Origin of the sequence: Variovorax sp. E3 (assembly GCF_016082275.1) — a bacterium.
Taxonomy (GTDB): Bacteria; Pseudomonadota; Gammaproteobacteria; order Burkholderiales; family Burkholderiaceae_C; genus Variovorax.
Genome location: NZ_MOWM01000141.1, coordinates 1 through 22,144 on the forward strand (window position 1 = coordinate 1; position 22,144 = coordinate 22,144).

General features: G+C 67.6%; 18 protein-coding genes and 4 pseudogenes. 9 read left to right on the forward strand and 13 right to left on the reverse strand.

From position 1 onward, the window contains the following. Positions 1 to 72: 72 nt before the first annotated feature. The 9 genes and pseudogenes from BMG07_RS32100 to BMG07_RS32140 all read right to left on the reverse strand — a co-directional run bounded on the left by BMG07_RS32100 (position 73) and on the right by BMG07_RS32140 (position 7,735). Positions 73 to 1,425, reverse strand: a complete 1,353-nt coding sequence (locus BMG07_RS32100) for a TRAP transporter large permease (RefSeq protein WP_198087900.1) — start codon at positions 1,423 to 1,425, stop codon at positions 73 to 75. Beyond that, on the reverse strand, positions 1,416 to 1,910 hold the full coding sequence (locus tag BMG07_RS32105; protein WP_198087901.1) for a TRAP transporter small permease: 495 nt from the start codon (positions 1,908 to 1,910) through the stop codon (positions 1,416 to 1,418). The genes BMG07_RS32100 and BMG07_RS32105 overlap by 10 nt, the downstream gene beginning before the upstream one ends. Before the next feature lie 54 nt (positions 1,911 to 1,964). After that, positions 1,965 to 2,957 carry a TRAP transporter substrate-binding protein gene (locus BMG07_RS32110; protein ID WP_198087902.1) on the reverse strand — a complete coding sequence of 331 codons (993 nt, stop codon included), beginning with the start codon at positions 2,955 to 2,957 and terminating at the stop codon, positions 1,965 to 1,967. Between the two features lie 82 nt (positions 2,958 to 3,039). Next, positions 3,040 to 3,929, reverse strand: a pseudogene (locus BMG07_RS32115) (SMP-30/gluconolactonase/LRE family protein). 17 nt (positions 3,930 to 3,946) lie between these two features. After that, positions 3,947 to 4,759, reverse strand: coding sequence for an NAD(P)-dependent oxidoreductase (locus BMG07_RS32120; protein ID WP_198087903.1), 813 nt, complete (start codon positions 4,757 to 4,759; stop codon positions 3,947 to 3,949). A gap of 14 nt (positions 4,760 to 4,773) precedes the next feature. Further along, positions 4,774 to 5,568 (reverse strand): transporter substrate-binding domain-containing protein, encoded by a 795-nt coding sequence (locus BMG07_RS32125; protein WP_198087904.1) that lies wholly within the window; start codon positions 5,566 to 5,568, stop codon positions 4,774 to 4,776. Positions 5,569 to 5,621: 53 nt separating this feature from the next. Continuing rightward, on the reverse strand, positions 5,622 to 6,350 hold the full coding sequence (locus BMG07_RS32130; RefSeq protein ID WP_269759601.1) for an amino acid ABC transporter ATP-binding protein: 729 nt from the start codon (positions 6,348 to 6,350) through the stop codon (positions 5,622 to 5,624). Further along, positions 6,334 to 6,990: an amino acid ABC transporter permease gene (locus BMG07_RS32135; RefSeq protein ID WP_198087905.1), complete on the reverse strand. Its 657-nt coding sequence runs from the start codon at positions 6,988 to 6,990 to the stop codon at positions 6,334 to 6,336. The genes BMG07_RS32130 and BMG07_RS32135 overlap by 17 nt, the downstream gene beginning before the upstream one ends. Then, positions 6,987 to 7,735: pseudogene (locus BMG07_RS32140) on the reverse strand (amino acid ABC transporter permease). The gene BMG07_RS32135 and the pseudogene BMG07_RS32140 overlap by 4 nt, the downstream one beginning before the upstream one ends. A gap of 257 nt (positions 7,736 to 7,992) precedes the next feature. On the opposite strand from BMG07_RS32140, the gene BMG07_RS32145 reads away from it, so the two are divergent. The 7 genes and pseudogenes from BMG07_RS32145 (at position 7,993) to BMG07_RS32175 (ending at position 15,221) form a co-directional block, all read left to right on the forward strand. Beyond that, positions 7,993 to 8,742, forward strand: coding sequence for a FadR/GntR family transcriptional regulator (locus BMG07_RS32145; RefSeq protein ID WP_374221350.1), 750 nt, complete (start codon positions 7,993 to 7,995; stop codon positions 8,740 to 8,742). 110 nt (positions 8,743 to 8,852) lie between these two features. Beyond that, positions 8,853 to 9,851: a tripartite tricarboxylate transporter substrate binding protein gene (locus BMG07_RS32150; RefSeq protein ID WP_198087906.1), complete on the forward strand. Its 999-nt coding sequence runs from the start codon at positions 8,853 to 8,855 to the stop codon at positions 9,849 to 9,851. 55 nt (positions 9,852 to 9,906) lie between these two features. Beyond that, positions 9,907 to 10,817: pseudogene (gene kdgD, locus BMG07_RS32155) on the forward strand (5-dehydro-4-deoxyglucarate dehydratase). A gap of 42 nt (positions 10,818 to 10,859) precedes the next feature. After that, on the forward strand, positions 10,860 to 11,315 hold the full coding sequence (locus BMG07_RS32160; protein WP_198087907.1) for a nuclear transport factor 2 family protein: 456 nt from the start codon (positions 10,860 to 10,862) through the stop codon (positions 11,313 to 11,315). A 12-nt stretch (positions 11,316 to 11,327) separates the two neighbouring features. Then, positions 11,328 to 12,320, forward strand: coding sequence for a tripartite tricarboxylate transporter substrate binding protein (locus tag BMG07_RS32165; protein ID WP_198087908.1), 993 nt, complete (start codon positions 11,328 to 11,330; stop codon positions 12,318 to 12,320). A 16-nt stretch (positions 12,321 to 12,336) separates the two neighbouring features. After that, positions 12,337 to 13,696 (forward strand): annotated as a pseudogene (gene gudD / locus BMG07_RS32170) (glucarate dehydratase). An 88-nt stretch (positions 13,697 to 13,784) separates the two neighbouring features. Further along, a complete protein-coding gene (locus tag BMG07_RS32175; RefSeq protein WP_198087909.1) occupies positions 13,785 to 15,221 on the forward strand; it encodes an aldehyde dehydrogenase family protein in 1,437 nt (478 codons plus the stop codon). A 284-nt stretch (positions 15,222 to 15,505) separates the two neighbouring features. Here BMG07_RS32175 and BMG07_RS32180 read toward each other — a convergent pair whose 3' ends face one another. Both BMG07_RS32180 and BMG07_RS32185 read right to left on the reverse strand, forming a co-directional pair. Continuing rightward, the gene (locus BMG07_RS32180) at positions 15,506 to 17,062 is read right to left on the reverse strand and encodes a glycine betaine ABC transporter substrate-binding protein (protein ID WP_198087916.1); all 1,557 of its coding nucleotides are present in this window, start codon (positions 17,060 to 17,062) and stop codon (positions 15,506 to 15,508) included. Positions 17,063 to 17,115: 53 nt separating this feature from the next. After that, positions 17,116 to 17,424, reverse strand: a complete 309-nt coding sequence (locus BMG07_RS32185) for a DUF6506 family protein (RefSeq protein ID WP_198087910.1) — start codon at positions 17,422 to 17,424, stop codon at positions 17,116 to 17,118. Between the two features lie 100 nt (positions 17,425 to 17,524). Between BMG07_RS32185 and BMG07_RS32190 the strand changes: the two genes are divergently transcribed. Beyond that, positions 17,525 to 18,409, forward strand: a complete 885-nt coding sequence (locus BMG07_RS32190; protein ID WP_198087911.1) for a LysR substrate-binding domain-containing protein — start codon at positions 17,525 to 17,527, stop codon at positions 18,407 to 18,409. Between the two features lie 84 nt (positions 18,410 to 18,493). Then, positions 18,494 to 19,624 (forward strand): ROK family protein, encoded by a 1,131-nt coding sequence (locus tag BMG07_RS32195; RefSeq protein ID WP_198087912.1) that lies wholly within the window; start codon positions 18,494 to 18,496, stop codon positions 19,622 to 19,624. Between the two features lie 23 nt (positions 19,625 to 19,647). Here the strand turns inward: BMG07_RS32195 and BMG07_RS32200 are convergent, their stop codons facing one another. Beyond that, positions 19,648 to 21,369: an Ig-like domain-containing protein gene (locus tag BMG07_RS32200; protein WP_269759602.1), complete on the reverse strand. Its 1,722-nt coding sequence runs from the start codon at positions 21,367 to 21,369 to the stop codon at positions 19,648 to 19,650. Between the two features lie 187 nt (positions 21,370 to 21,556). Next, positions 21,557 to 22,144: TolC family protein (locus BMG07_RS32205; protein WP_198087913.1), on the reverse strand; the 588-nt coding region annotated here is incomplete at its 5' end.

Genomic DNA, 22,144 nt, shown 5'->3' on the forward strand with positions numbered 1-22,144 from the left:
CTGGCATGGATGCGGATGTAGAGCGGCGAGGCTCCGTTGGCGGCATTGCTCATCGTGGAAACCTTGTCTTGCTTACAGCACCTTGTGGCCCGTCAGCAGTGTCGGCAGCCAGGTCGAGAAGGCCGGCACATAGGTCACCAGGGTGATGGCGATGAAGATCGCCAGATAGTAGGGCCAGGCGGTCTTCGTCGCCTCCCCGATGGATATCTTCCCTATCGCGCACCCGATGAACTGCACCGTGCCCACCGGCGGATGCACCAGGCCCAGCGCGCAGTTCAGCAGCAGCATCATGCCGAACTGCACCGGGCCCACGCCCATCTGGATGGCCAGCGGCAGGAACAGCGGCGTGGTGATCAGGATGTGCGCCGCCATGTCCAGGAAGATGCCCAGGAAGATCTGGATCAGGTTGATGTACAGCAGCATCAGCCACGGGCTGGTGGTCGCGGCCAGCAGCACCGACTCGATCGCGTCCGGAATCTCCAGGTAGGCCATCTGGTAGCGCAGCATGTTCGACACGCCGATCAGCAGCAGGATCACGCCCGTGGTCTTCGAGGCCTTGGCCAGCGACTTGAACAGCTTCTCGCGCGTCATCGTGCGGTAGACCACCACCGTGAGCAGCAGCGAATACGTCACCGCGATCGCGGCCGCCTCCGTGGCCGTCGCGATGCCCTCCATCACGCACACCAGGATGATCACGATCACCAGCAGGCCCGGAATGGCCGCCAGGAAGGTCTTGGCCACCATGCCCCAGCCCGGGAAGCGCTCGACCAGCGTGCTGCCGTCGGTGCGCTTGGGGTAGCCGTGCTTGGCCGCCTGCCAGTAGGCCGCCACCAGCATGCACACCATGATCCAGAACACCGGGATCAGGCCCGCGAACATCAGGTCGCCGATCGACACGCCCTTGATCACGTGGTCGCCGATGGTGCCCACCGCGGCCTGCGCCGCGAAGGCGTAGATGATCATGTTGTGCGAGGTCGGCATCAGCGCGCCCGACAGCGACGCGTGCGTGGTCACGTTCACCGCGTAGGCTGCGCTGTAGCCCTCGCGCTTCATGATCGGGATCATCACGCCGCCCATGGCCGAGGTGTCGGCCACGGGCGAGCCCGAGACGCCACCGAACAAGGTGGAGGCCACCACGTTGGCCAGCCCGAGGCCGCCCTTCCAGTGGCCGACCAGGCTGCGCGCGAACGCCACGATCTTGTCGGCGATGCCGCCGTGCAGCATCAGCTCGCCCGAGAAGATGAAGAACGGAATCGCCAGGAACGAGAACACGTTCATGCCCGAGACCATCATCTGGATGGCGGTCTCGAACGGCAGGCCTTCGTAAGCGAACGTGGCCAGGCAGCTCAGCCCGATGGCGAAGGCCACCGGCATTCCCAGCAGCAGGAACAGCACGAAGCTCAGGGACAGCACTGTCAATGCCATGATGGAACGACCTTCAGGCCGGTGAACTGAGCAGCCAGGTGCTCGAGGGAGAAGAGGGTGATCAGCACCCCCGCGAAGAGAACCGGCACGTAGCGCACGGCTTCGGACAGCCCCAGCGTGGGAATGGTCGACTCCCGCGTCGAGACCGCCATTTCGGCCCCGCCCGCGAACAGCGCGATGGCGAAGCCGATGGTCAGCACGCACACGAGCGCCTTGCACCAGAACTGCGCCTTCGGCGGCAGCACCTTCACCAGCGAGTCCAGGCCGATGTGCCCGGCGTCCCGCACGCCGGCGGAGGCGCCGAACATGGCGACCGAGATCACCAGCAGCAGCGCGACCTGCTCGACATACGGCGGAGCGTCATTGAAGACGTAGCGCAGCACCACGCCGTAGACGACGACCGCGAGCAGGCCGACAAGGCACACGCACGCCAGGTACATCGCCCAGCGTGACAGCCGCGCGTTCAGTTGAGTCAACAAGTGCATATGAATGTCCTGCCTTGCGCATCCCCCGGAAGGGGAAGCGCAAGACCACGGGCCTCATTTGGTGTTGACGATTTCCTGCACCAGCGCCTTCTGCTCCGGCGTGGTCGCGAACTTGTCCCACACTGGCTTCTCGACGTCGACGAAGCCCTTGCGGTCGATTTCGGCGGCGGAGACGATCTTGGCGCCGCCCTTGATGACGGCCGCCTTGGCGTCTTTCTCGCGCGGCTCCCACAGCTTCACGTAGTAGGGCACCGAGTCCTTCGCGGCCTTGCGGATCGCGGTCTGCTGTTCCTTGCTCAGCGTGTCCCAGATCTTCTTGGAGAACACCAGCACCTCGGGCGTCATGACGTGCATGGTCTCGGAGTAGACCGGCGCGGCCTCGAAGTGCTTGGCTTCCTCGTACGAGGGGTAGTTGTTCTCGGCGGCGTCCACCAGGCCGGTCTTCAGGCCGGTGTAGACCTCGGCGATGGGCATGGGCGTGGGCGAGGCGCCGGTGGCGCTCACCAGGCTGACCATCAGGTCGGACGGCTGCACGCGGATCTTCAGGCCCTTCATGTCGGCCACCGACTTGATCGGCTTCTTGGCGTAGACCGAGCGCGCGCCGCTTTCGTACATGCACAGGCCGATGAAGCCGGCCTTCTCGAACGCGGCCAGCACCTTGTCGCCGGCGGGGCCGTACATGGCCTTGCGGAAGTGCTCGATGTCTCGGAACAGGAAGGGCAGCGACGGAATGACCGACTCCGGCACGATGCCGTGGAACGACGCGCTGCTCACGCGCACCATGTCGAGGGCGCCGATCTTCACCTGCTCGACCGTGTCTTTCTCGGAGCCCAGCGAGCTGTCCGCGAAGATCTTGATGTTGTCCTTGCCGCCCGTGGCCTTCGACAGTTCGTCGCCCATGAACTTCACCGCCTGGTTGGTCGGGAAGTCCTTGGCATGCACTTCCGCCGAGCGGAAGGTGCGCGCCGTGGTGACGTTCGATGCCGTGAGTGCGATCAGGCCGATCGCGATCAGGCCTGCCAGCTTCTTCATTTGTAGTGATTTCATTTTTGATGGCTCCTCGGTGGATGAAAAGAAAACGCAGCGGATCAGTGGGTCAACAGGTGAGCAAGGGCTATGGGGTCATGGGTCATGGGCCGAAGGCGGGCTCGGCGATGCCCTGCGCGCCGGGCCGCAGCGCGAACACGCCGCCGGCCAGCGGCTGGTCCGACAGGTCGATGCCGCCGGGCCGGATGGAGGTCACGAAAAGCGTGTCGAGCCCGGCGCCGCCGAAGGCGCACATGGCGGGCTTCTTCACCGGCACCTCGAGCGAGCGGTCGAGCCGGCCGTCGGGCGTGAAGCGGTGCACCAGGCCCGCGTCGTTGCCGCAGATCCAGTAGCAGCCGTCGGTGTCCATGGCGGCGCCGTCGGGGCGGCCGGGCAGCGGCTTCATGTCGATGAACAGGCGGCGGTTGCCCGGCGTGCCGCTGTCGGTGTCGTAGTCGAAGGCCCAGACGGCCTGCACCGTGGGGTGCGAATCCGACAGGTACATCGTGCGGCCGTCGGGGCTGAAGGCCAGGCCGTTGGGCACGATGAAATCATCGAGGCGAAGGGCGGCGTGGGTGTCGCCCCTGGCGTAGCTGTAGAGCCTGCCGACGCGCGCGCGGCGGCCATGTCCAGCAGCATGGTGCCGGCCCAGAAACGGCCCTGGCGGTCGCAGCGGCCGTCGTTGAAGCGCATGGCCGGCGCGGCGTGCGCCACGGGCGAAAGCGGCGTGGCGGCCAGCGTGCCGTCCGCTTGCGGCTTCACCGAGAACAGGCCGCTTTCCATGCCCGCGATCCATTCGCCGGACGCGTCGGCGCGCGGCGCGATGCAGGCGATCATTTCGTTCGCGCTCCACTTCGCGTGGCCTTGGTCCGCATGCCAGCGGTTCAGCGTGCGCGCGGGAATGTCGACCCAGTAGAGCGCCTGCTCCGCGGCATGCCACACCGGGCTTTCACCGGTGCCGTTGCGGGCGTCGAGAACGAGTTCGGCTTGCATGCGTCCGGTGCCTGCGTTCAATCGCCGAACGGGCCCTGGGCCGTGAAGGCGCCGCCCTGGTAGATCGCGTTGGGGTCGGTGGGCGCCACGGGCGGCTGTGCCTCGACCTTGTCGCGGAACACCTCGGAGCCGTCCTGCGGCACGAAGCCCAGGTGCGCGGCCGCGCTGTTGTCCCACCAGATGTCGCGGTTGTTCGACATGCCGTAGACCACCGTGTGCTTCACGTCCGGCGTGAACAGCGACTTCTCGATCAGCGTCGTCAGGTCGCGGTAGCTCAGCCACGTGCTCATCATGCGGCGGTTCAGCGGCTCGGGAAACGACGAGCCGATGCGGATGCTCACCGTCTCGATGCCCCAGCGGTCGAAGTAGAACTGCGCCACGTCCTCGCCGAACGACTTCGACAGGCCGTAGTAGCCGTCGGGCCGGCGCACGGCGTGGGCGTCGATGTGCTCGCTCTGCTTGTAGAAGCCGATCACGTGGTTCGAGCTGGCGAACACCACGCGCTTCACGCCGTGGCGGCGCGCCGCTTCATAGACGTGGAACACGCCCTTGATGTTGGCCTCGAGGATTTCCTCGAACGGCCGCTCGACCGACACGCCGCCCAGGTGGACGATGGCGTCGCAGCCGTTCACCAGCGCATCGACGGCGGCCTTGTCCGAGAGGTCGCAGGGCACGACTTCCTCGGCCGCGTCGGCGGCCGGTGCCAGCGACGCGATGTCCGATAGCCGCAGCACGTCGGCATAAGGCTTGAGCCGCTCGCGCAGCTCCTTGCCCAGGCCGCCGGCGGCGCCGGTCAGCAGCAGGCGCTTGAGTTTCTTGGCGTCTTGCATCGTCGCTTGTCCTGTCACAGCTTGGTGATGCGCTCGGGCAGGTCGCGGCCGTGGTACTTCTTGTAGATGGCGTTGAGCTTGCCGTTCTTCTGGTTCGCCACGACCCAGTTGTTGACCCATTCCTTGAGCTTGGGCTGCTCCTTGTTCAGCGCGATGCCCAGGTCGAAATCCTTCTGCGAGAACTTCAGCTCCAGGTTCTTGGCCGGCGCCTGCTTGACCATTTCGCTGAGGTTGGACGGCGTGCTGGAGAACAGGTCGATCTGGCCCGTGACCATCGAGGTGATGAGCGTGGCGTCGTCTTCGTAGCGCACGATTTCCGCGCCCTTGGCCTGCTGCGTGGTGAGCGTGTCGTTCACGGTGGCGCGCGTCAGGCCGATGCGCTTGCCGTTCAGGTCGGCGTAGTCGGCGACCTTGATGCTCTTGGGGCCGCCCACGATGATGCTGATGACGGCGTAGGGCACCGAGAAGTCGACGACCTTCTCGCGCTCGGGCGTGATCGACAGGTCGGCAATGACGAGGTCGGCGCGCTGGGCCTGCAGCGTGGGCACGCGCGCGGCGTTGGTGATCGACACGATCTCCAGCTTCACGCCCAGGTCCTTGGCCAGCTGCGTGGCGGTGTCCACGTCGGAGCCGGTGGGCTGCAGGTTGGCGTCGGCGAAGCTGAACAGCGGCGTGCCCATGGCGATGGCCACGCGCACCTTGCCGGCCTTCTTGATGTCGTCGAGCTGGTCGGCGAGCGCGGCTTGCGCGACGCCGCCCAAGAGGGCCAGCGCGATGCAGGTGCGGGTGAAGGCGTTGCCGAGTTTCATTGAATATCTCCTGGAGTGGTTGGATGTGGGAGCGAATGACTCGGGCTGCCTGTTTACAGCCCGTTGTTCAGGAAGGCATGCAGCTCTTGCGTCTTGGGCGCGTCGAGCATTTCGCCGGGGCCGGTCTCCCAGACGGTGCCCTGGTGCATGTAGATGATCCGGTCGGCCACGCGCTTGGCGAAGGCCATCTCGTGCGTCACCAGCAGCATGGTCATGCCGCCGGCCGCGAGGTCTTCCATCACGCGCAGCACTTCGCCGGTGAGCTGCGGGTCGAGCGCCGAGGTGACCTCGTCGAACAGCATGACCTTGGGCGACATCGCGAGCGAACGGGCAATGGCCACGCGCTGCTGCTGGCCGCCGGAGAGCTGTTCGGGGTAGGCGTCGGCCTTGGCCTTCAGGCCCACCTGGTCGAGCACGCGAATGGCCACTTCGGCCGCTTCGCCGCGCGACTGCTTCTTGACGTGGCGCAGCGCCAGCATGATGTTCTCCTGCACCGTGAGGTGGGGGAACAGGTTGTAGCTCTGGAACACGATGCCCACTTCGAGCCGCAGCTGCTTGAGGTCGACGTTGGGGCTGTCGACGCGGATGCCGCACACCTCGATGGTGCCCTTGTCGATGACCTCGAGCCGGTCGATGCAGCGCAGCGCCGTGCTCTTGCCCGAGCCGCTGGCGCCGATGATGGCGATCATTTCGCCCTTGGCGACTTCAAAGGAGACGCCCTTCAGAACCTGGTTGGCTCCGAAGCTTTTATAGACGTGGTCCAGCTTAACGATTGGCGACATTGAGCTTCTTCTCCATCGCTTCGCTCCAACGCGACAGCGGATAACACAGGGCGAAATAGAAAGCGCCGACCAGGAAGAAAACCAGGAAGGGCTGGAAGATGGTGTTGTTGATGATCTGGCCCGCGCGCGTGAGCTCGACGAAGCCGATCACCGAGGCCAGCGAAGTCATCTTGATGATCTGCACCAGGAAGCCGACCGTGGGCGGCAGCGACAGGCGCACGGCCTGCGGAATGATCACCAGGCGCAACGTCTGCCAGCGCGAGAGCGCCAAGCACTCCGACGCTTCCCACTGGGGCTTGGGCATGGCCTCGATGCAGCCGCGCCAGATGTCGCCGAGGTAGGCGCTCACGTAGATCATCATCGCCAGCCCGGCCGCCACCAGCGAGGGCAGCGAGAGGCCATACACCGAGAGGCCGAAGTACACGATGAACAGCAGGATCAGCAGCGGAATGCCCTGGATGCATTCGATGTAGACCACCGCGCACCAGCGCAGCCACGCGCGCGGCGAAATGCGCGCGAGCATCAGCCCGAAGCCGCCGACCGCGCCCAGCGCGAACGCGATGGCCGACAGCAGCAGCGTCCAGCCGATGGATTGCACCAGGTACATCAGGTGCGTGAAGGTGAAATGACCGATGCTCATGCGGCCCCCCCCTGCACGGCCACGTGGGCTGCCTGCGCCACGGGTTGCGCCTTGCCGGCCTGCGCGGCGGCACGGCGCACCACGCGGCGGCGGCGGAACATGTATTCGCCCAGCGCCCAGGTCACCAGCTTGATGAACAGCGACAGCACCAGGTACAGCGCCGCCACCACGATGTAGGTTTCCAGCGAGCGGAAGGTGTCCGACTGCACGGTGTTCGCGATGGCCGTGAGTTCCTCGGCCGAGATCTGCGAGGCCATGGCCGAGGCCTGCATCATCAGCAGGAACTGGCTCGTGAGGGCGGGGTACACCTTCTCGATGGACGGCTGCAGCATCACGTGCCAGCCGATGCGCCACTTCGACAGGCCCAGGCATTCGGCCGCCTCGATCTGCCCGCGCGGCACCGACTCCAGGCCCGCGCGGATGATCTCCGCGGCGTAGGCCGCGATGTTGATGACCATGCCAGCACGGCGGCCGCGAAGGTCGGCATGCGCACGCCGAAGCTGGCCAGGCCGAAATACAGCAGGAAGATCTGCACCAGGAACGGCGTGTTGCGCACGATCTCGATGTAGATGGTGCAGGCGCGCGACAGCGGCTTGATCTTGCTGCGCTTGGCAAAGGCGACCAGCGTGCCGACGCAAACGCCGATGAGGACCGCCAGGGCGGTCATCTTCAGCGTAAGCCATGCCCCGTTGATGAAAACGGGCCAGTACGATGCCAACGGAGCGAAGTCGAGGGAATACTTCATGTGAGTGCCGTGCGGACCGCCAATGCCTTCCTGGAAGGCACAAGCGCCAAGCGGAGCGGCTTCCAGGGGATTTGAGTGATAAGTTATCTGTTGTCGTACAACTAGTTGGAGATTATCATCGTGGCCATGGTTCAGTCGACTGCGGGTAATCCCTTGGTATCAGAAGCGCCGGTGGAAACCGCGCCCGCCGGCGCGGGGGCGGGCGCTGCCTTCGTGGGGCGCCCGCGCCCGCGCGCCGGGGCCTGGCCCACGGGCTGGTGGAAGACCTGGGCGAGAAAATCCGCAGCCAGTCGCTGCGGCCGGGCGACAAGCTGCCGACCGAGTCGGCCATCATGCAGGCCTATGGCGTGAGCCGCACCGTGGTGCGCGAGGCGCTGTCGAAGCTGCAGGCGGGCGGGCTGGTCGAGACGCTGCACGGCGTGGGCACCTTCGTGCTGCAGCCCCGGCCGGGCGGCGTGTTCCGCCTGGACCCCGGCGAAATCGCCGCCTCGGTCGACGTGCTGGCCGTGCTGGAGCTGCGCATCAGCCTGGAGACCGAGTCGGCCGGCCTGGCCGCGAGCCGCCGCACCGACGAGCAGCTGGTCGCCATGCGCCAGGCGCTCGACGACTTCGAGCACAACGTGGCGGTGGCCGGCGACACGGTGGCGCCCGACTTCCGCTTTCACCTGCAGATCGCGCAGTCGACCGGCAACCCGTATTTCGCCGACATCATGCGGCACCTGGGCACCACCATCATTCCGCGCACGCGCATCAGCGCCATCCGCACGCACGAGGGCGGGGCGCCGTACCTGAGCCGCGTGAACCGCGAGCACGAAGAGATCTACGCGGCCATCGCGCGGCGCGACCCCGAGTCGGCCCGCGCCGCCATGCGCATCCACCTGACCAACAGCCGCGAGCGGCTGCGCATGGCGCAGGAGGCCGCGCAGCAGAAGGCCAAGGCCGATGCTTCGGGTGGTGCTTCGGGCGCCGCGAGCGCGGCCTCGTCCGACCACACCCCCTCCCGCTGAATTTTCTTGTCCGGCAAGCTGGACAAGTTGTTTTGTAGTTGTACGATGACTGATAACTCGCACGGCGTGCCGGGCGTAGCCATGACGACCATCGAACAACAGGAGGCAGCATGACCATCAACCGACGCGGCGCACTCAACGCCGCACTGGCCACGACGCTGGCCGCCAGCCTGCCCGGGCGCGCCTTCGCGCAGGGCACGCCGGCAGCCGGCGGCAACTGGCCGTCCAAGCCGATCAAGATCATCGTTCCGTACCCGCCGGGCGGTTCGTCCGACATCATTGCGCGGTCCATCAGCCAGCCGCTGTCCGAGGCGCTGGGGCAGTCGGTCATCATCGACAACCGCGCGGGCGCCAACGGCAACCTCGGCGCCGACCTGCTGGCCAAGGCGCCGGGCGACGGCTACACGCTGATGCTGTGCGACCTGGGCGCGCTGGCCATCAGCCCGTCGCTGTACCCCAAGCTGCCGTTCGACCCGTCGAAGGACCTGCGCAGCGTGGCCATGCTGGCCTACTCGCCGCACCTGCTGGTGGTGCACCCCTCGGTGCAGGCGAGCACGCTGAAGGAGCTGGTCGAGCTCTCGAAGAAAAGCGACCTCAACTTTGCCGTCACCGCCAGCGGCAGCACCGCGCACCTGGCAGGCATCGAGCTGCAGCGCAAGGTCGGCGCCAAGTGGGAATACGTGCCCTACAAGGGCGGCGTGCAGGCGGTGCTCGACACCGTCTCGGGCCAGACGCAGGTGCTGATGAACGGCATGCTCGCCACCTACCCGCAGGTGCAGGCCGGCAAGCTCAAGCTGATTGCCGTGTCCAAGGCCACGCGCATGCCGCTGATCGGCAACGTGCCCACCATCGCGGAGCAGGGCGCGCCCGGCTACGAGTCGGGCACCTGGCAGGGCATGGTCGCGGGACGCGGCGTGCCCGACGCGGTGATCACGCGGCTCAACCGCGAACTGGTTCGCATCATCCGCACACCTGACATTCGCGCCCGCCTCGCGGGGCAGGGCGCCGAAGTCGTGACCATGACCGCGCCCGAGCAGGACCAGTTCTTTGCCAAGGAGCGCGCACGCTGGGCGCAAGTCATCAAGGATGCGAACGTCAAGCTCGATTGACCGGCCAGCCGCATCCATCCATTTTCTTTTTCAAACTTTCACTGGACTCTTCCCCATGAACCCGCAAGAACTCAAGACCATCATGGGCTCCGGCCTGCTCTCGTTCCCGCTGACCGACTTCGACAGCAACGGCGACTTCAATGCGCAGGGCTACGTCAAGCGCCTCGAATGGCTCGCGCCCTACGGTGCCAGCGCGCTGTTCGCGGCCGGCGGCACGGGCGAGTTCTTCTCGCTGACGGGCGCCGAGTACCCCGCATCATCAAGACCGCCGTCGACACCTGCCGCGGCGTGGTGCCGATCATTGCCGGCGCCGGCGGCCCGACGCGCTTCGCCATCGAGTGCGCGCAAGCCGCTGAAAAAGCCGGCGCGCACGGCATCCTGCTGCTGCCGCACTACCTCACCGAAGCCGGCCAGGAAGGGCTGGCCGCGCATGTGGAAGCGGTGTGCAAGAGCGTGAAGTTCGGCGTGATCGTCTACAACCGCGCATCGAGCCGCCTCAAGCCCGAAACGCTGGCCGGCCTGGCCGAGCGCAACCCCAACCTCGTGGGCTTCAAGGACGGCATCGGCGACATCGAAGCCATGGTCGCCATCTACCAGCGCATGGGCGACCGCTTCGCCTACCTGGGCGGCCTGCCCACGGCCGAGGTCTATGCCGCCGCCTACAAGGCGATGGGCACGCCGGTGTACTCGTCGGCCGTCTTCAACTTCATTCCGAAGACCGCCATGGACTTCTACAAGGCCGTGGCCGCCGACGACCTGCCGACGCAGCACCGCCTGCTGAAGAACTTCTTCATGCCGTACCTGGAGCTGCGCAACCGCGTGCCGGGCTACGCCGTGAGCATCGTCAAGGCCGGCGCCAGGATCGTCGGCCACGACGCGGGCCCCGTGCGCGCGCCGCTCACCGACCTCAAGCCCGCCGAAGTCGAGCAGCTCAAGGCGCTGATCGACGCGCTCGGCCCGCAGTAAAGAGCGCTCGCCGCCAGAAAAGAACAACGGAGACAAGACGACATGAGCCTCAAGAGCTTCTTCCTCATCACCGCCGCGGCGGCCCTGTTCTCGGGCTGCGCGATGATGCCGGCGGGCAGTGCCGCCACGGCCCAGCCCGAGGTGGCCGCCGCCGCGGAGCGCCTGCGCGTCGCGATGATCGACCCGACCGCCGCCGCCCTGGGTGCGCTGGTGGCCGACGACCTGAGCTACGGCCATTCGGGTGGCAAGGTCGACACCAAGACCAGCTTCATCAGCGACCTGATGGACGGCAAGTCCGACTTCGTCACCATCGCCATCACCGACCAGAGCATCAAGGTGGTCGATGCCGGCACCGCCATCGTGCGCCACACGCTCACGGCCGACACCAACGACGCGGGCAAGCCCGGCAAGGTCGCGCTGAAGATCCTCGGCGTCTGGCAGAAGCAGGGCGGCAACTGGAAGCTGCTGGCCCGCCAGGCCGTGCGCCTCAACCCCTGACCGGAAGCGCGCATGAACCAGAGAAGAGCGTTTCTCGCGGCGGGCCTCGCGCTTGGCGCAACCGCCGCGCTGCTGCCGCTGCACGCCTCGGCGCAGGCCGATGCATGGCCGCAGCAGAAGCCGGTCACCATCATCGTGCCGTTTCCGGCCGGCGGCTCCACCGACATGGTGGCGCGCGCGCTGGCGCTGCAGCTGCAGACCCGGCTCGGCGGCAGCTTCGTCGTCGACAACCGGCCCGGCGCCACCGGCACCATCGGCACCGGCCAGGTCAAGCGCGCCGCGCCCGACGGCTACACGCTGCTGGTGTCTTCGCTCGGCGCCTTCGTCGTCACGCCGCACCTGCAAAAGAGCGTGCCCTACGACGCCACCAAGGACTTCGACTACATCAGCGTGCCCGTGCAGGCGCCCAACGTGCTGGTTGCCAATGTCGCGCGGCCCGAGCGCACGGTGGCCGACGTGCTGGCGCTGCTGCGCAAGACGCCGGGCAAGGTCTCGTTCGCGAGCTCGGGCAACGGCTCGTCCGACCATCTCGCGGCCGAGCTGTTCTGGCAGCAGACAAAGACCGAAGGCGTGCACGTGCCCTACAAGGGCGGCGCGCCGGCGGTCAACGACCTCTTGGGCAACCAGGTCGACTTCTCGTTCCAGAACGTGAACGCCGTGCTGCCGCACATCCGCGCGGGCAAGCTGCGCGCCATTGCCGTCACCGGCGACAAGCGCTCGCCCGTGCTGCCCGACGTGCCCACGCTGGCCGAGGCCGGCGTGAAGGGTGCCGAGGTTTATTCGTGGCAGGGCATGGCCGCGCCCAAGGGGCTGCCGCCCGCCGTGAAGAAGAAGCTCAGCGACGCGGTGATCGCCGCGATGCAGGACCCTGAGACGAAGAAGCGCATGCTCGACCAGGGCCTGGAGATCGTCGCGAGCACGCCCGAGGAATTCACCGCTTTCCAGCTGCGCGAGTGGACGCGCTGGAAGACCCTGATCGACACTCGCCACATCACCGCTGACTGAAGCACCGAGCCCGAAGATGACAAGTCCTGATTCCGTTGTTTCCCAAGCCGTGTCCGGCGCCCCCGTCGTCACCGGCATGCGCGTGGTTCCCGTCGCGGGCCACGACAGCATGCTGATGAACCTCAGCGGCGCGCACGGCCCGTTCTTCACGCGCAACCTGCTGATCCTGACCGACAGCGCGGGCCACACCGGCGTCGGCGAAGTGCCCGGCGGCGAGAAGATCCGCCAGACGCTGGAAGACGCGCGCGGCCTGATCGTCGGCCAGCCCATCGGCAGGCACAACGCCGTGCTCAACAGCCTGCGCAGCGCCTTCGCCAACCGCGACAGCGGCGGGCGCGGCCTGCAGACCTTCGACCTGCGCGTGACCATCCATGCGGTCACGGCCGTCGAGGCCGCGCTGCTCGACCTGCTGGGCCAGTTCCTCGAAGTGCCGGTGGCGGCGCTGCTCGGCGAAGGCCAGCAGCGCGACGCGGTGCAGATGCTCGGCTACCTCTTCTACGTGGCGACCGCCAGAAGACCGATCTGCCTACGAGAGCGACCCCGGCGCCGACAACGACTGGTTCCGCCTGCGCCACGAGGAAGCCATGACGCCCGAGGCCATCGTGCGGCTGGCCGAGGCCACGCACGCGCGCTACGGCTTCACCGACTTCAAGCTCAAGGGCGGCGTGCTGCGCGGCGAAGAAGAGGTCGAGGCCATCCGTGCGCTGCACGAGCGCTTTCCGCAGGCGCGCGTCACGCTCGACCCCAACGGCGGCTGGCTGCTGCAGGACGCCATTCGCCTGTGCCGCGACCTGCACGGCGTGATGGCCTATGCCGAAGACCCGTGCGGCGCCGAAGGCGTGTTCTCGGGCCGCGAGGTGATGGCCGAGTTCCGCCGCGCCACCGGCCTGCCGACCGCGACCAACATGGTGGCCACCGACTGGCGCGAGATGGTGCACAGCCTGTCGCTGCAGTCGGTCGACATTCCGCTGGCCGACCCGCACTTCTGGACCCTGCAAGGCTCGGTGCGCGTGGCGCAGCTGTGCCAGGCCTGGGGCCTGACCTGGGGCTCGCATTCGAACAACCACTTCGACGTGTCGCTCGCGATGTTCACGCACGTGGCCGCCGCCGCGCCGGGCAAGGTGACGGCCATCGACACGCACTGGATCTGGCAGGACGGCCAGCACCTGACCAAGGCGCCGCTGCGGATCGAGGGCGGCTTCGTGAAGGTGCCCACGCGCGGCGGCCTGGGCGTGGAACTCGACATGGACGCCGTTGAGAAGGCGCACCAGCTCTACCTGAAGCACGGCCTGGGCGCGCGCAACGACGCGCAGGCCATGCAATACCTGATTCCGAACTGGACCTTCGACAACAAGCGTCCGTGTATGGTTCGCTGAAGGCGCGGTCTTTTCGTTTCTCCTTTTCCGCAGCCGGAGCCTGAACGCTCCGGCTTCTTTCTTTTCATCGAGCAGCAAGGAACACAACATGCAGAACTTCGACAACCTGATCGCTGGCGAATGGCGTGCCGGCGCAAGCTACAGCCCCAACGTCAACCCCAGCAACCTGGCCGACGTGCTCGGCCAGTACACGCAGGGCGATGCCGCCCATGTCGACGCCGCCGTGGCCGCCGCCACCGCCGCCTTCCCGGCCTGGGCCACGGGCAGCATCCAGGCGCGCTCCGACGCGCTCGACAAGATCGGCAACGAGATCCTGGCGCGCAAGGAAGAGCTGGGCACGCTGCTGGCGCGCGAAGAAGGCAAGACCAAGGCCGAAGGTATCGGCGAGGCTACGCGCGCGGGCCAGATCTTCAAGTTCTTCGCGGGCGAGTGCCTGCGCCTGTCGGGCGAGGTGCTGCCGTCGGTGCGGCCGAACATCGGCGTGGAGATCACGCGCGAGCCGGTCGGCGTGGTCGGCCTCATCACGCCGTGGAACTTCCCGATTGCCATTCCCGCCTGGAAGATCGCTCCCGCGCTGGCCTTCGGCAATTGCGTGGTGCTCAAGCCGGCCGACCTGGTGCCGGGCAGCGCATGGGCACTGAGCGAAATCATCAGCCGCTCGGGCATTCCGGCCGGCGTGTTCAACCTGGTGATGGGCCGCGGCAGCGTGATCGGCGAGGCGCTGGTCAAGCACCCCGGCATCCACGCGATCAGCTTCACGGGCTCGGTGGGCGTGGGCCGCAACATCGCGATCCAGTGCGTGACCAACCACAAGAAGGTGCAGCTCGAAATGGGCGGCAAGAACCCGCAGGTGATTCTTGACGACGCCGACCTCGCGCAAGCCGTGGAGCTGAGCGTGCAGAGCGCGTTCTACTCGACGGGCCAGCGCTGCACGGCGTCGAGCCGCCTCATCGTCACCGAAGGCATCTACCCGAAGTTCATCGAAGCGATGAAGACGCGCATGGCCAAGATCAAGGTCGGCGACGCGCTGGCGCAAGGCACGGACGTGGGCCCGGTCTCGTCGAAGTCGCAGCTCGACCAGGACATGGAATACGTCGCCATCGGCAAGAACGAGGGCGCCACGCTGGCGGCCGGCGGCGAGCTGCTGAAGCTGGAGACCGACGGCTACTACATGTCGCCTGCGTTGTTCAGCGAGTCGGCGGCCGCGATGCGCATCAACAAGGAAGAAGTCTTCGGCCCGGTCGCCAGTGTGATCCGCGTGAAGAACTACGAGGAAGCGCTGGCCACGGCCAACGACACCGAGTTCGGCCTGTCGGCCGGCATCGCCACCACGTCGCTGAAGTACGCCACGCATTTCAAGCGCCACAGCCAGGCCGGCATGGTGATGGTCAACCTGCCGACGGCGGGTGTGGACTATCACGTGCCCTTCGGCGGCCGCAAGGGTTCGAGCTACGGTCCGCGCGAGCAGGGCAAGTACGCGCAGGAGTTCTTCACTACGGTGAAGACGGCTTACACACTGGCTTGAGTTTCCGGGGGGTGTTCGGGGCGCGCTCCCGCCGACGGTGTGCTCTGCTCCGCGAATGTCCCCCGGGGCTTCGCCCCTCCTCCTTTATTTCGCTGCGCAGAGCACACCGCCGACGTGAGCGTTATCAGAGCCCTTGTTGATCGGCGGTTGACCAGCGGCGTGCCCAAGTGCGCAGGGCATCGGGTGCTCCCCGCAGCGAAATAAAGGAGGAGGCCGCAGGCCGGGGGACATTCGCGGAGGGGAGTACCCGGTGTCCTGTGCACCCGCCCCGAACGACAGTCACCTCAAACCGGCAAAGAAGACGGCGGCGCGCGTCGACGCCTCCGCATCAGGTACTCGACGAGCTCGAAGATCCCTTCGCTCAACAGGGCAAGAGCTGCCGCCGGCAGAGCACCGGCAACGAGCAGCTCGCGGTCGTTCAGGGCCAACCCCGTCACGATGCGCTCGCCGAAGCCACCCGCGCCAATGAAGGCCGCGATGGTCGCCGTGCCGATGGCAATTGCCGTTGCCGTGCGCACACCCGCCAGCAGCGTGGGCAACGCCAACGGCAGCAACACCAACTGAAGGCTCTGCGGTGGCGTCATGCCGAGGGCGGTGCCGGCCAGCCGCAGGCCGTTGGGCACTTCCGCCAGGCCCGTCACCGTGTTGCGCATGATCGGCAACAGCGAATAGAGCGTGAGCGCAATCAACGCCGGCAACGCGCCGATGGCGCCGAGCATCGAAATCAGCACCGCCAGCAACGCCAGCGACGGCACCGTCTGCAGCAGGCTCGCGAAGCCCAGCACCACCGCGCGCAAGCGCACATGAGGGAACACCAGGATCGCGATCGGCACGCCGATGAGAATGGCGATGCCGACCGACAGCGCAACCAGGAACAAGTGCTGCCGCGCGAGCTTCCAGAGATCGGGGCCGAACAGCTTGGCCGTGAAGCCGCGACGCTCTTCCTTCGGCTGCCGCGCCTCGGCGTCCTTGCCCGTGCTCGCGAGGAAGTCGCGCGCAATCACGTCGAAGGGCACGCTCTGCAACTCGGCGCGCGCGTTCATCGCGATCATCGCGTGCTCGTCGACACGGCCTTCGAGCGTCTTCAGCGCGGCCCAGGCCTGGGGCAGGCGCGTGGGCAGGTCGAGCTTGTAGAGCACCACGGCGTCGTAGCGCGGGAAGTACTTCTTGTCGTCCTCCAGCACGCGCAGGCCGAGGTGGTCGATCTTCGCGTCGGTGGTGTAGATGTCGATGGCGTCGATCTGCTTGGCGGCCACCGCGTCGTAGGCCAGCCCGTGGTCGAGGCCGGTGGGCGTCTGCGTGAAGCCGTAGCGCGCGGCCAGGCCCTGCCATCCGTCGGCGCGGCCGATGAATTCGTTCGACAGGCCGAGCTTGAGTTCGGGGTGCTTCGCCAGGTCGCTCAAGGTGCGCAGGCCCAGCCGGTCGGCGTCGGCCGCGCGCACCGCGAGCGCATAGCCGTCGTTGAAGCCCAATGGAATGGCAACGCCCAGGCCCATCGGCGCGAGCGCCGCATTCATGGCTTCGCGCGTGTCGGCCGGCGAGCCCTTGAGGATTTCAAGCGCGATGGTGCCGGTGTATTCGGCATACAGGTCGATCGCGCCCGAGCGCAGCGCCTCGTACACGATGGCCGTGTTGCCCAGGCCTTGTCGCACCACGGGCGGCGATGCCGTGTGCGGCGCGGCGGTCTGCGCCAGCAGCTCGGCGAGGATGTACGACTCGGTGAAGCGCTTGGAGCCGACGCGCAGCGTGTCGTCCGCGGCGTGGGCGGTGGCCGTGGCGCCGAGCCATGCCAGCAGGAAGAGCAGGGTGGCGCGCCAGAGGATGCGGCAAGGCAATTGCATCGCGGCCAGTGTATAGACATACGCGGCCGCCAGCGAGGCGGCCAATGCCGGGCTCAGGTCGCGAACAGCCGCTGCAATGCGTCGATGGATTCCGGTCCGTAGCCAACCGAGCCTACCGGCACGGCGCCGTCGATGGCCGTCAGCACGGCGGCTGTGCCCAATGGGCCGAAGCCTCCGCACAGCTCGATCAGTTGCACGCCTTCGGTCAGCAGGGCGCGCGCGGCGGCGGGGCCTTCGGCGGCTGTCGGCACACCGATCACCACCATCCGGAAGCGCCCGGACTCCGATTCCATCACGCAGCGGTCATGCGCAGGATCGAGGCCTGCGCCTGTGACGATGAATCCGAAGCGGGTGAGCGCCATGTTTTTCTCCAGTGCGTTGAGGTCGATCGCTGGATGATTCCGTGCAGGCTTATGCTCGTCCACGTCCGTTTTGGACCCATAAACGACCTGAAAGGTCTTGATGCTCGACCTGCAGCAACTGCATTACTTCGTGGCCGTCGCCGAGTCGGAAAGCATCGCGCGAGCGGCCGAGCGACTTCATATCTCGCAGTCGCCCTTGAGCCGGCAAGTCATCGCGCTGGAGGCGCGGCTCGGGCTGGTCCTGTTCGCGCGCACCGGCAAGCGGCTGAAACTCACGGCGGCGGGGCATCGTTTTCTCGGCGAGTGCCGCCAGCTGTTGTCAGCTTCCGCCAGGCTGGAGGCCCGTGTGCGCGAAGAGGTTGCGGGCGGCGCGGGCACCCTGGCCGTTGGCTACGTCGAGAGCGCCATTCACTCAGGCGTGCTGCGCAAGGCGCTTCGCGCATTGAAGCGGCAATCCCCGGAGGTCGAGATCCAGTTGCGGTTGTCGAGGTCGGCGGCGCAGTTCGAGGCTTTGCGTCGAGGTGAGATCGATGTCGGGTTCACGCATCGCGCGGCCGCGCCGAAGGATGAACTGGCCAGCCGGCTCGTGTTGCAGGAAGCGTATGCGCTCGCCGTCGCGAACGAGCATCCGCTTGCCTCGGGGCAACGCCCCAGTGCCAAGGCGCTCGACGGCGCGCCTTTCATCTTTCTTCCCCGGCAGGCCTCACCCGACGGACGTGCGGAGATGATGGCGGCATGCGAGCGCGCGGGCTTCGCGCCCGACGTTCGCCATGAGGCGGCCGAGCCTTCCATGGCTCTGGAACTGGTCGCCGCGGGGCTGGGGTTCGCCATCGTCCAGTCGGGGTTGAAGCGAATCGTGCCTTCGGGCGTCAGCCTGCTGGCGTTGCCGCGCGGGTTCACTCTCAAGCTGGAGGTGCATGTGGTGACGCGCCACATTGCCAGCGCGCTCGCGGGGCGGGTGCTGGCTTCGTTCCCGGTGGGCTGACGTCGTCGTACCCGCCCATCTCCTACACGCCATCGTGCGCGCAACCGATGGGCCCACGGCCACGCCGGGCGCACCATCCACTGCATGAAGCCCATCCCCTCGAAGCCCGAACCTCCCCGCTCCGAATCCTTGCCCGCCGCCGACGTGCACGGCCTGCGCGAACTCCCCGGCGTGCATGTCGAGGGCTACAGCCTGCAGTTGCGCGACAAGGACGGCTTCGTCGGCGACCAGGCCAGCCAGACGGCTTTCCGGGAACTGCTCGAGCGCTGGCGCAAGCGCCGCCGCAAGAACGGCAAGGACCCGCTCGGCGAGTTGCATTCGCGCGACCTCAGCAAGAAGGAGCTCGACAAGGTGCTGGGCGCCAAGAAGGCCTCGGAGGCTGGCGACGTGATGCACGGCGTGATCGAGGAGTTCACCGAAGAGCTGGCGTCGGTGATCCAGCGCTTCCTGCGCCAGCCGTCGTGGCACAAGGTCGAGCGCATCGTCATCGGCGGCGGCTTTCCCGAGAGCGACGTGGGCGAGCGCGCGGTGCTGCAGACGGGCGCCATCCTCGAAGAGCTGGGGCTGCACGTGCAGTTGGGCCGGCTCTCGCACAACGTGGACGACGGCGGGCTGATCGGCTGGGTACACCTCACGCCGCCCGCGCTGCTGCGCAAGTACGACGCCATCCTGGCCGTCGACATCGGCGGCACCAACGTGCGCTGCGGCATCGTGAAGACGCGCTACCGCAAGGCGCGCGATTTCTCCCGGGCGCAAGTGCTGCGGCGCGAGAAGTGGCGCCATGCCGACGAGGGCCCGAACCGCAGCCACATGGTCGAGCACATCGCGGACATGCTGATGGACATGGTGCGCTACAGCGAGCGCAAGAAGATCCGGCTCGCGCCCTTCATCGGCATCGGCTGCCCGGGGCTGATCCGCTCCGACGGCTCGATCGCGCGCGGCGCGCAGAACCTGCCGGGCGACTGGGAGAGCCACGCCTTCCACCTGCCGACGGCGGTGTGGCGCCGCATGCTGACATTGGGCGCCGACCCGATGCTGGTGCTGATGCACAACGACGCGGTGGTGCAGGGCCTGAGCGAGCTGCCCTTCATGCGCGACGTGAAGCACTGGGGCGTGCTGACCATCGGCACGGGGCTGGGCAACGTGAGCTTCACCAACGTGCCGCTGCCTGAAGAGGCAAATGGCGGCGCGAAGACAAGCAAGAAGAAAGCGTAGCCGGCGGCCTGCTTGCTACGGGTTCACGCGCGCCAGCGCGGACACGCTCGCGACGTTGCCCGATGCGTCGGTGGCGCGCGCCTCGATGTTGGCGTAGCCGCCGAGGCAGGCGTCCAGTTGCAGGCAAAGGGCGCGGCCTGCAGCTTGCACACGGTCTTGCCGTCGACCACGAAGCGCACTTCGGCGATGTTGTCCGATGCATTGGCCGCCAGCGAGACCGGCACCCTGGCCGCGGCCGCCAGCGGCGCGTTCATGGCCACGGCGGGCGGCGTGCTGTCGACTGGCGGGTTGACGATCACGTGGGCCGTTGCGCTCGCGGCATTGCCCGCCGCGTCCACGCCGACGACCTTGATCGTCTGCACGCCCGCGCTCGCCGGGGTCCAGCTGCAGGTGTAGGGCGGGGCGGTGAAGGTGCAGATCGGAATGCTGTCGGGCCCGATCACCTTGACGCCGAACACGCCCACGTTGTCGACCACGGCCGGCGCGATGGTGGTGGGCTGGCCCACCACGGCGGTGGCCGGCGCCGACACCGACACGGTCGGCGGCGTCACGTCGGCGCCGCCCAGCGCGAGGTCGATGGTGAACATCGGCAGCCCCTGCACGGCCTTCTGCTCGAAGGCGTCGAAGATGGTGAACCAGCTCGCGCCCGGCGCGCGGCCCGGCGCGTTGGCCTTGACCAGCAGCGTCGACTTGCCCACGGCGAAGCAGCTGAAGCCGCAGTCCCAGTCGAACTGGAAGCGGCCCGCCGCATCGGCCACGCCGGTCACCAGCAGCACCAGCGGCTTCTGGGCGCCGGGGTTGCGCCACACCGACACCTGCGCGCCCGGCAGCGCGGCGCCGCTGTCGCGGTCGGTCACGCGCACTTGTGTGGCGGTGGTGGCGGCCATGAACTTCGAGCTGCCGAGCTTGGGCCAGTCGCTCCAGTCGGTGTCGATGTTGGCCTTGGTGCCGGCGGTGAAGCGGATCATCTCCAGCGTGGCGATGCGGTTGGCCGCGGGGTCGCGGCGCTGCTCGAAGACGGTGCCCAGCAGCGGGTCGAGCCGCCAGTTCTGGCGCGTCCACCAGTAGCGGTCGGCGTCGTTCGACAGCGCCAGGTCGGTGACGGGCGCGACGCCGGTGGTGTCGGCCACGGCGATGCCGTTGTAGTACTCGCCCGCGCCGGCGCCGAACACGTGCTCCAGCTCGTGCAGCAGGGTCTTGAGCTGGCGGCCGAGGTAGTCCTTCTCGGTGGACTCGGGCGCGGCCTGGGTGATGGCGCGCGACAGGCGCAGCGGGTCGTGAATGGCGATCCAGTTCAGGTTCCAGGTCACGCCCTTCTGCGGAAAGGTCCAGCTGGTCGACAGGCCGCCGTGGCTGTAGCCCCGGGTCGACTTGGTCACGCAGACCACCACCTCGCCGTTGACGAGGCCGTTGTAGCTGCACGGCGGTGCAGCGGCGGGCGCCACCAGCTGCAGGTCGGTGGCGGGGTCGAAGACGAAGCTGCGCACGGTCTCGCGGGTGAAGACGGTGTTGACGTCGGCCACGTACTGCGCGAGCCGGCGGCCCGCTTCGGCCGGGCCGATGTCGGCGGCGAGCGTGGGGTCGACGTAGAACTTCAGGCGGTGGCTGCTGGGCGCGGCGCGGCCGATTTCGTCCATGGCGGCGAAGGCGGGGGCCGTCATTCCAGACAGCGCGATGAGAATGGGTAGCGCGAACGCCAGGTTCGCGAGTGCTGCAATTGCGCGCGGCGAGAAGAGGGCTCGCATCGGTTCTCCCCGGGCGCGGGGGCGAAAATCTCGGACGGACGGCGCTTGCGCCCGCCTCGGGAAAGGCCGGGCCCAGGCGGGCTGCCCCGCTATGCAGGGGGTACCGGGAGATGCGCTGGCTTGTTCTCAGGCAGGCTTGTCAATCCCCGAAACCGGTGGATATTTTAGTGTGCATGTTCCGTTGGTTTCAGTTTTGTTGTAACGGCGCTTCGCCGCCCAGCGCCTTGTAGACCGCCACCAGGCCGACCGCGAGCCGGCTCGTGCTCTGTGCCTGGTCGCGCCGCGCCTGCAGCAGCGCGCGGCGCGCATCGAGCTCCACGCCGAAGTCGGTGAGCCCGCCGGCGTAGCGCGCATGCGCCAGCACCAGCGCGTCGCGGCTGCGGCGTTCGCGCTCGGCCAGCTCGGCCTGGCGCCGGCGCTCGGCGGTGTAGCCGGTGAGCGCGGTGTCGATCTCGTGCCAGGCCTTGAGCACGGTCTGCTGGAAGGCCACGGCGGCTTCCTGCTGCTGCAGTTCGCGCAGCTCGATGGTGCCGCGCCGGCGCCCGCCGTCGAAGAGCGGCAGGCTGATCGACGGGCCTACGTGCCACTGCCGGCTGCCCCAGTCGGTGAAGCTGTCGCCGCCCACCGACTCGTAGCCGAAGCCCGCGCCCAAGGTCACGCGCGGGTACAGGTCGGCCACGGCCACGCCGATGCGGGCGGTGGCGGCGTGCAACTGGGCCTCGGCGGCCGCGATGTCGGGGCGGCGGCGGGCCAGGTCCGCGGGCAGGCCCAGCGC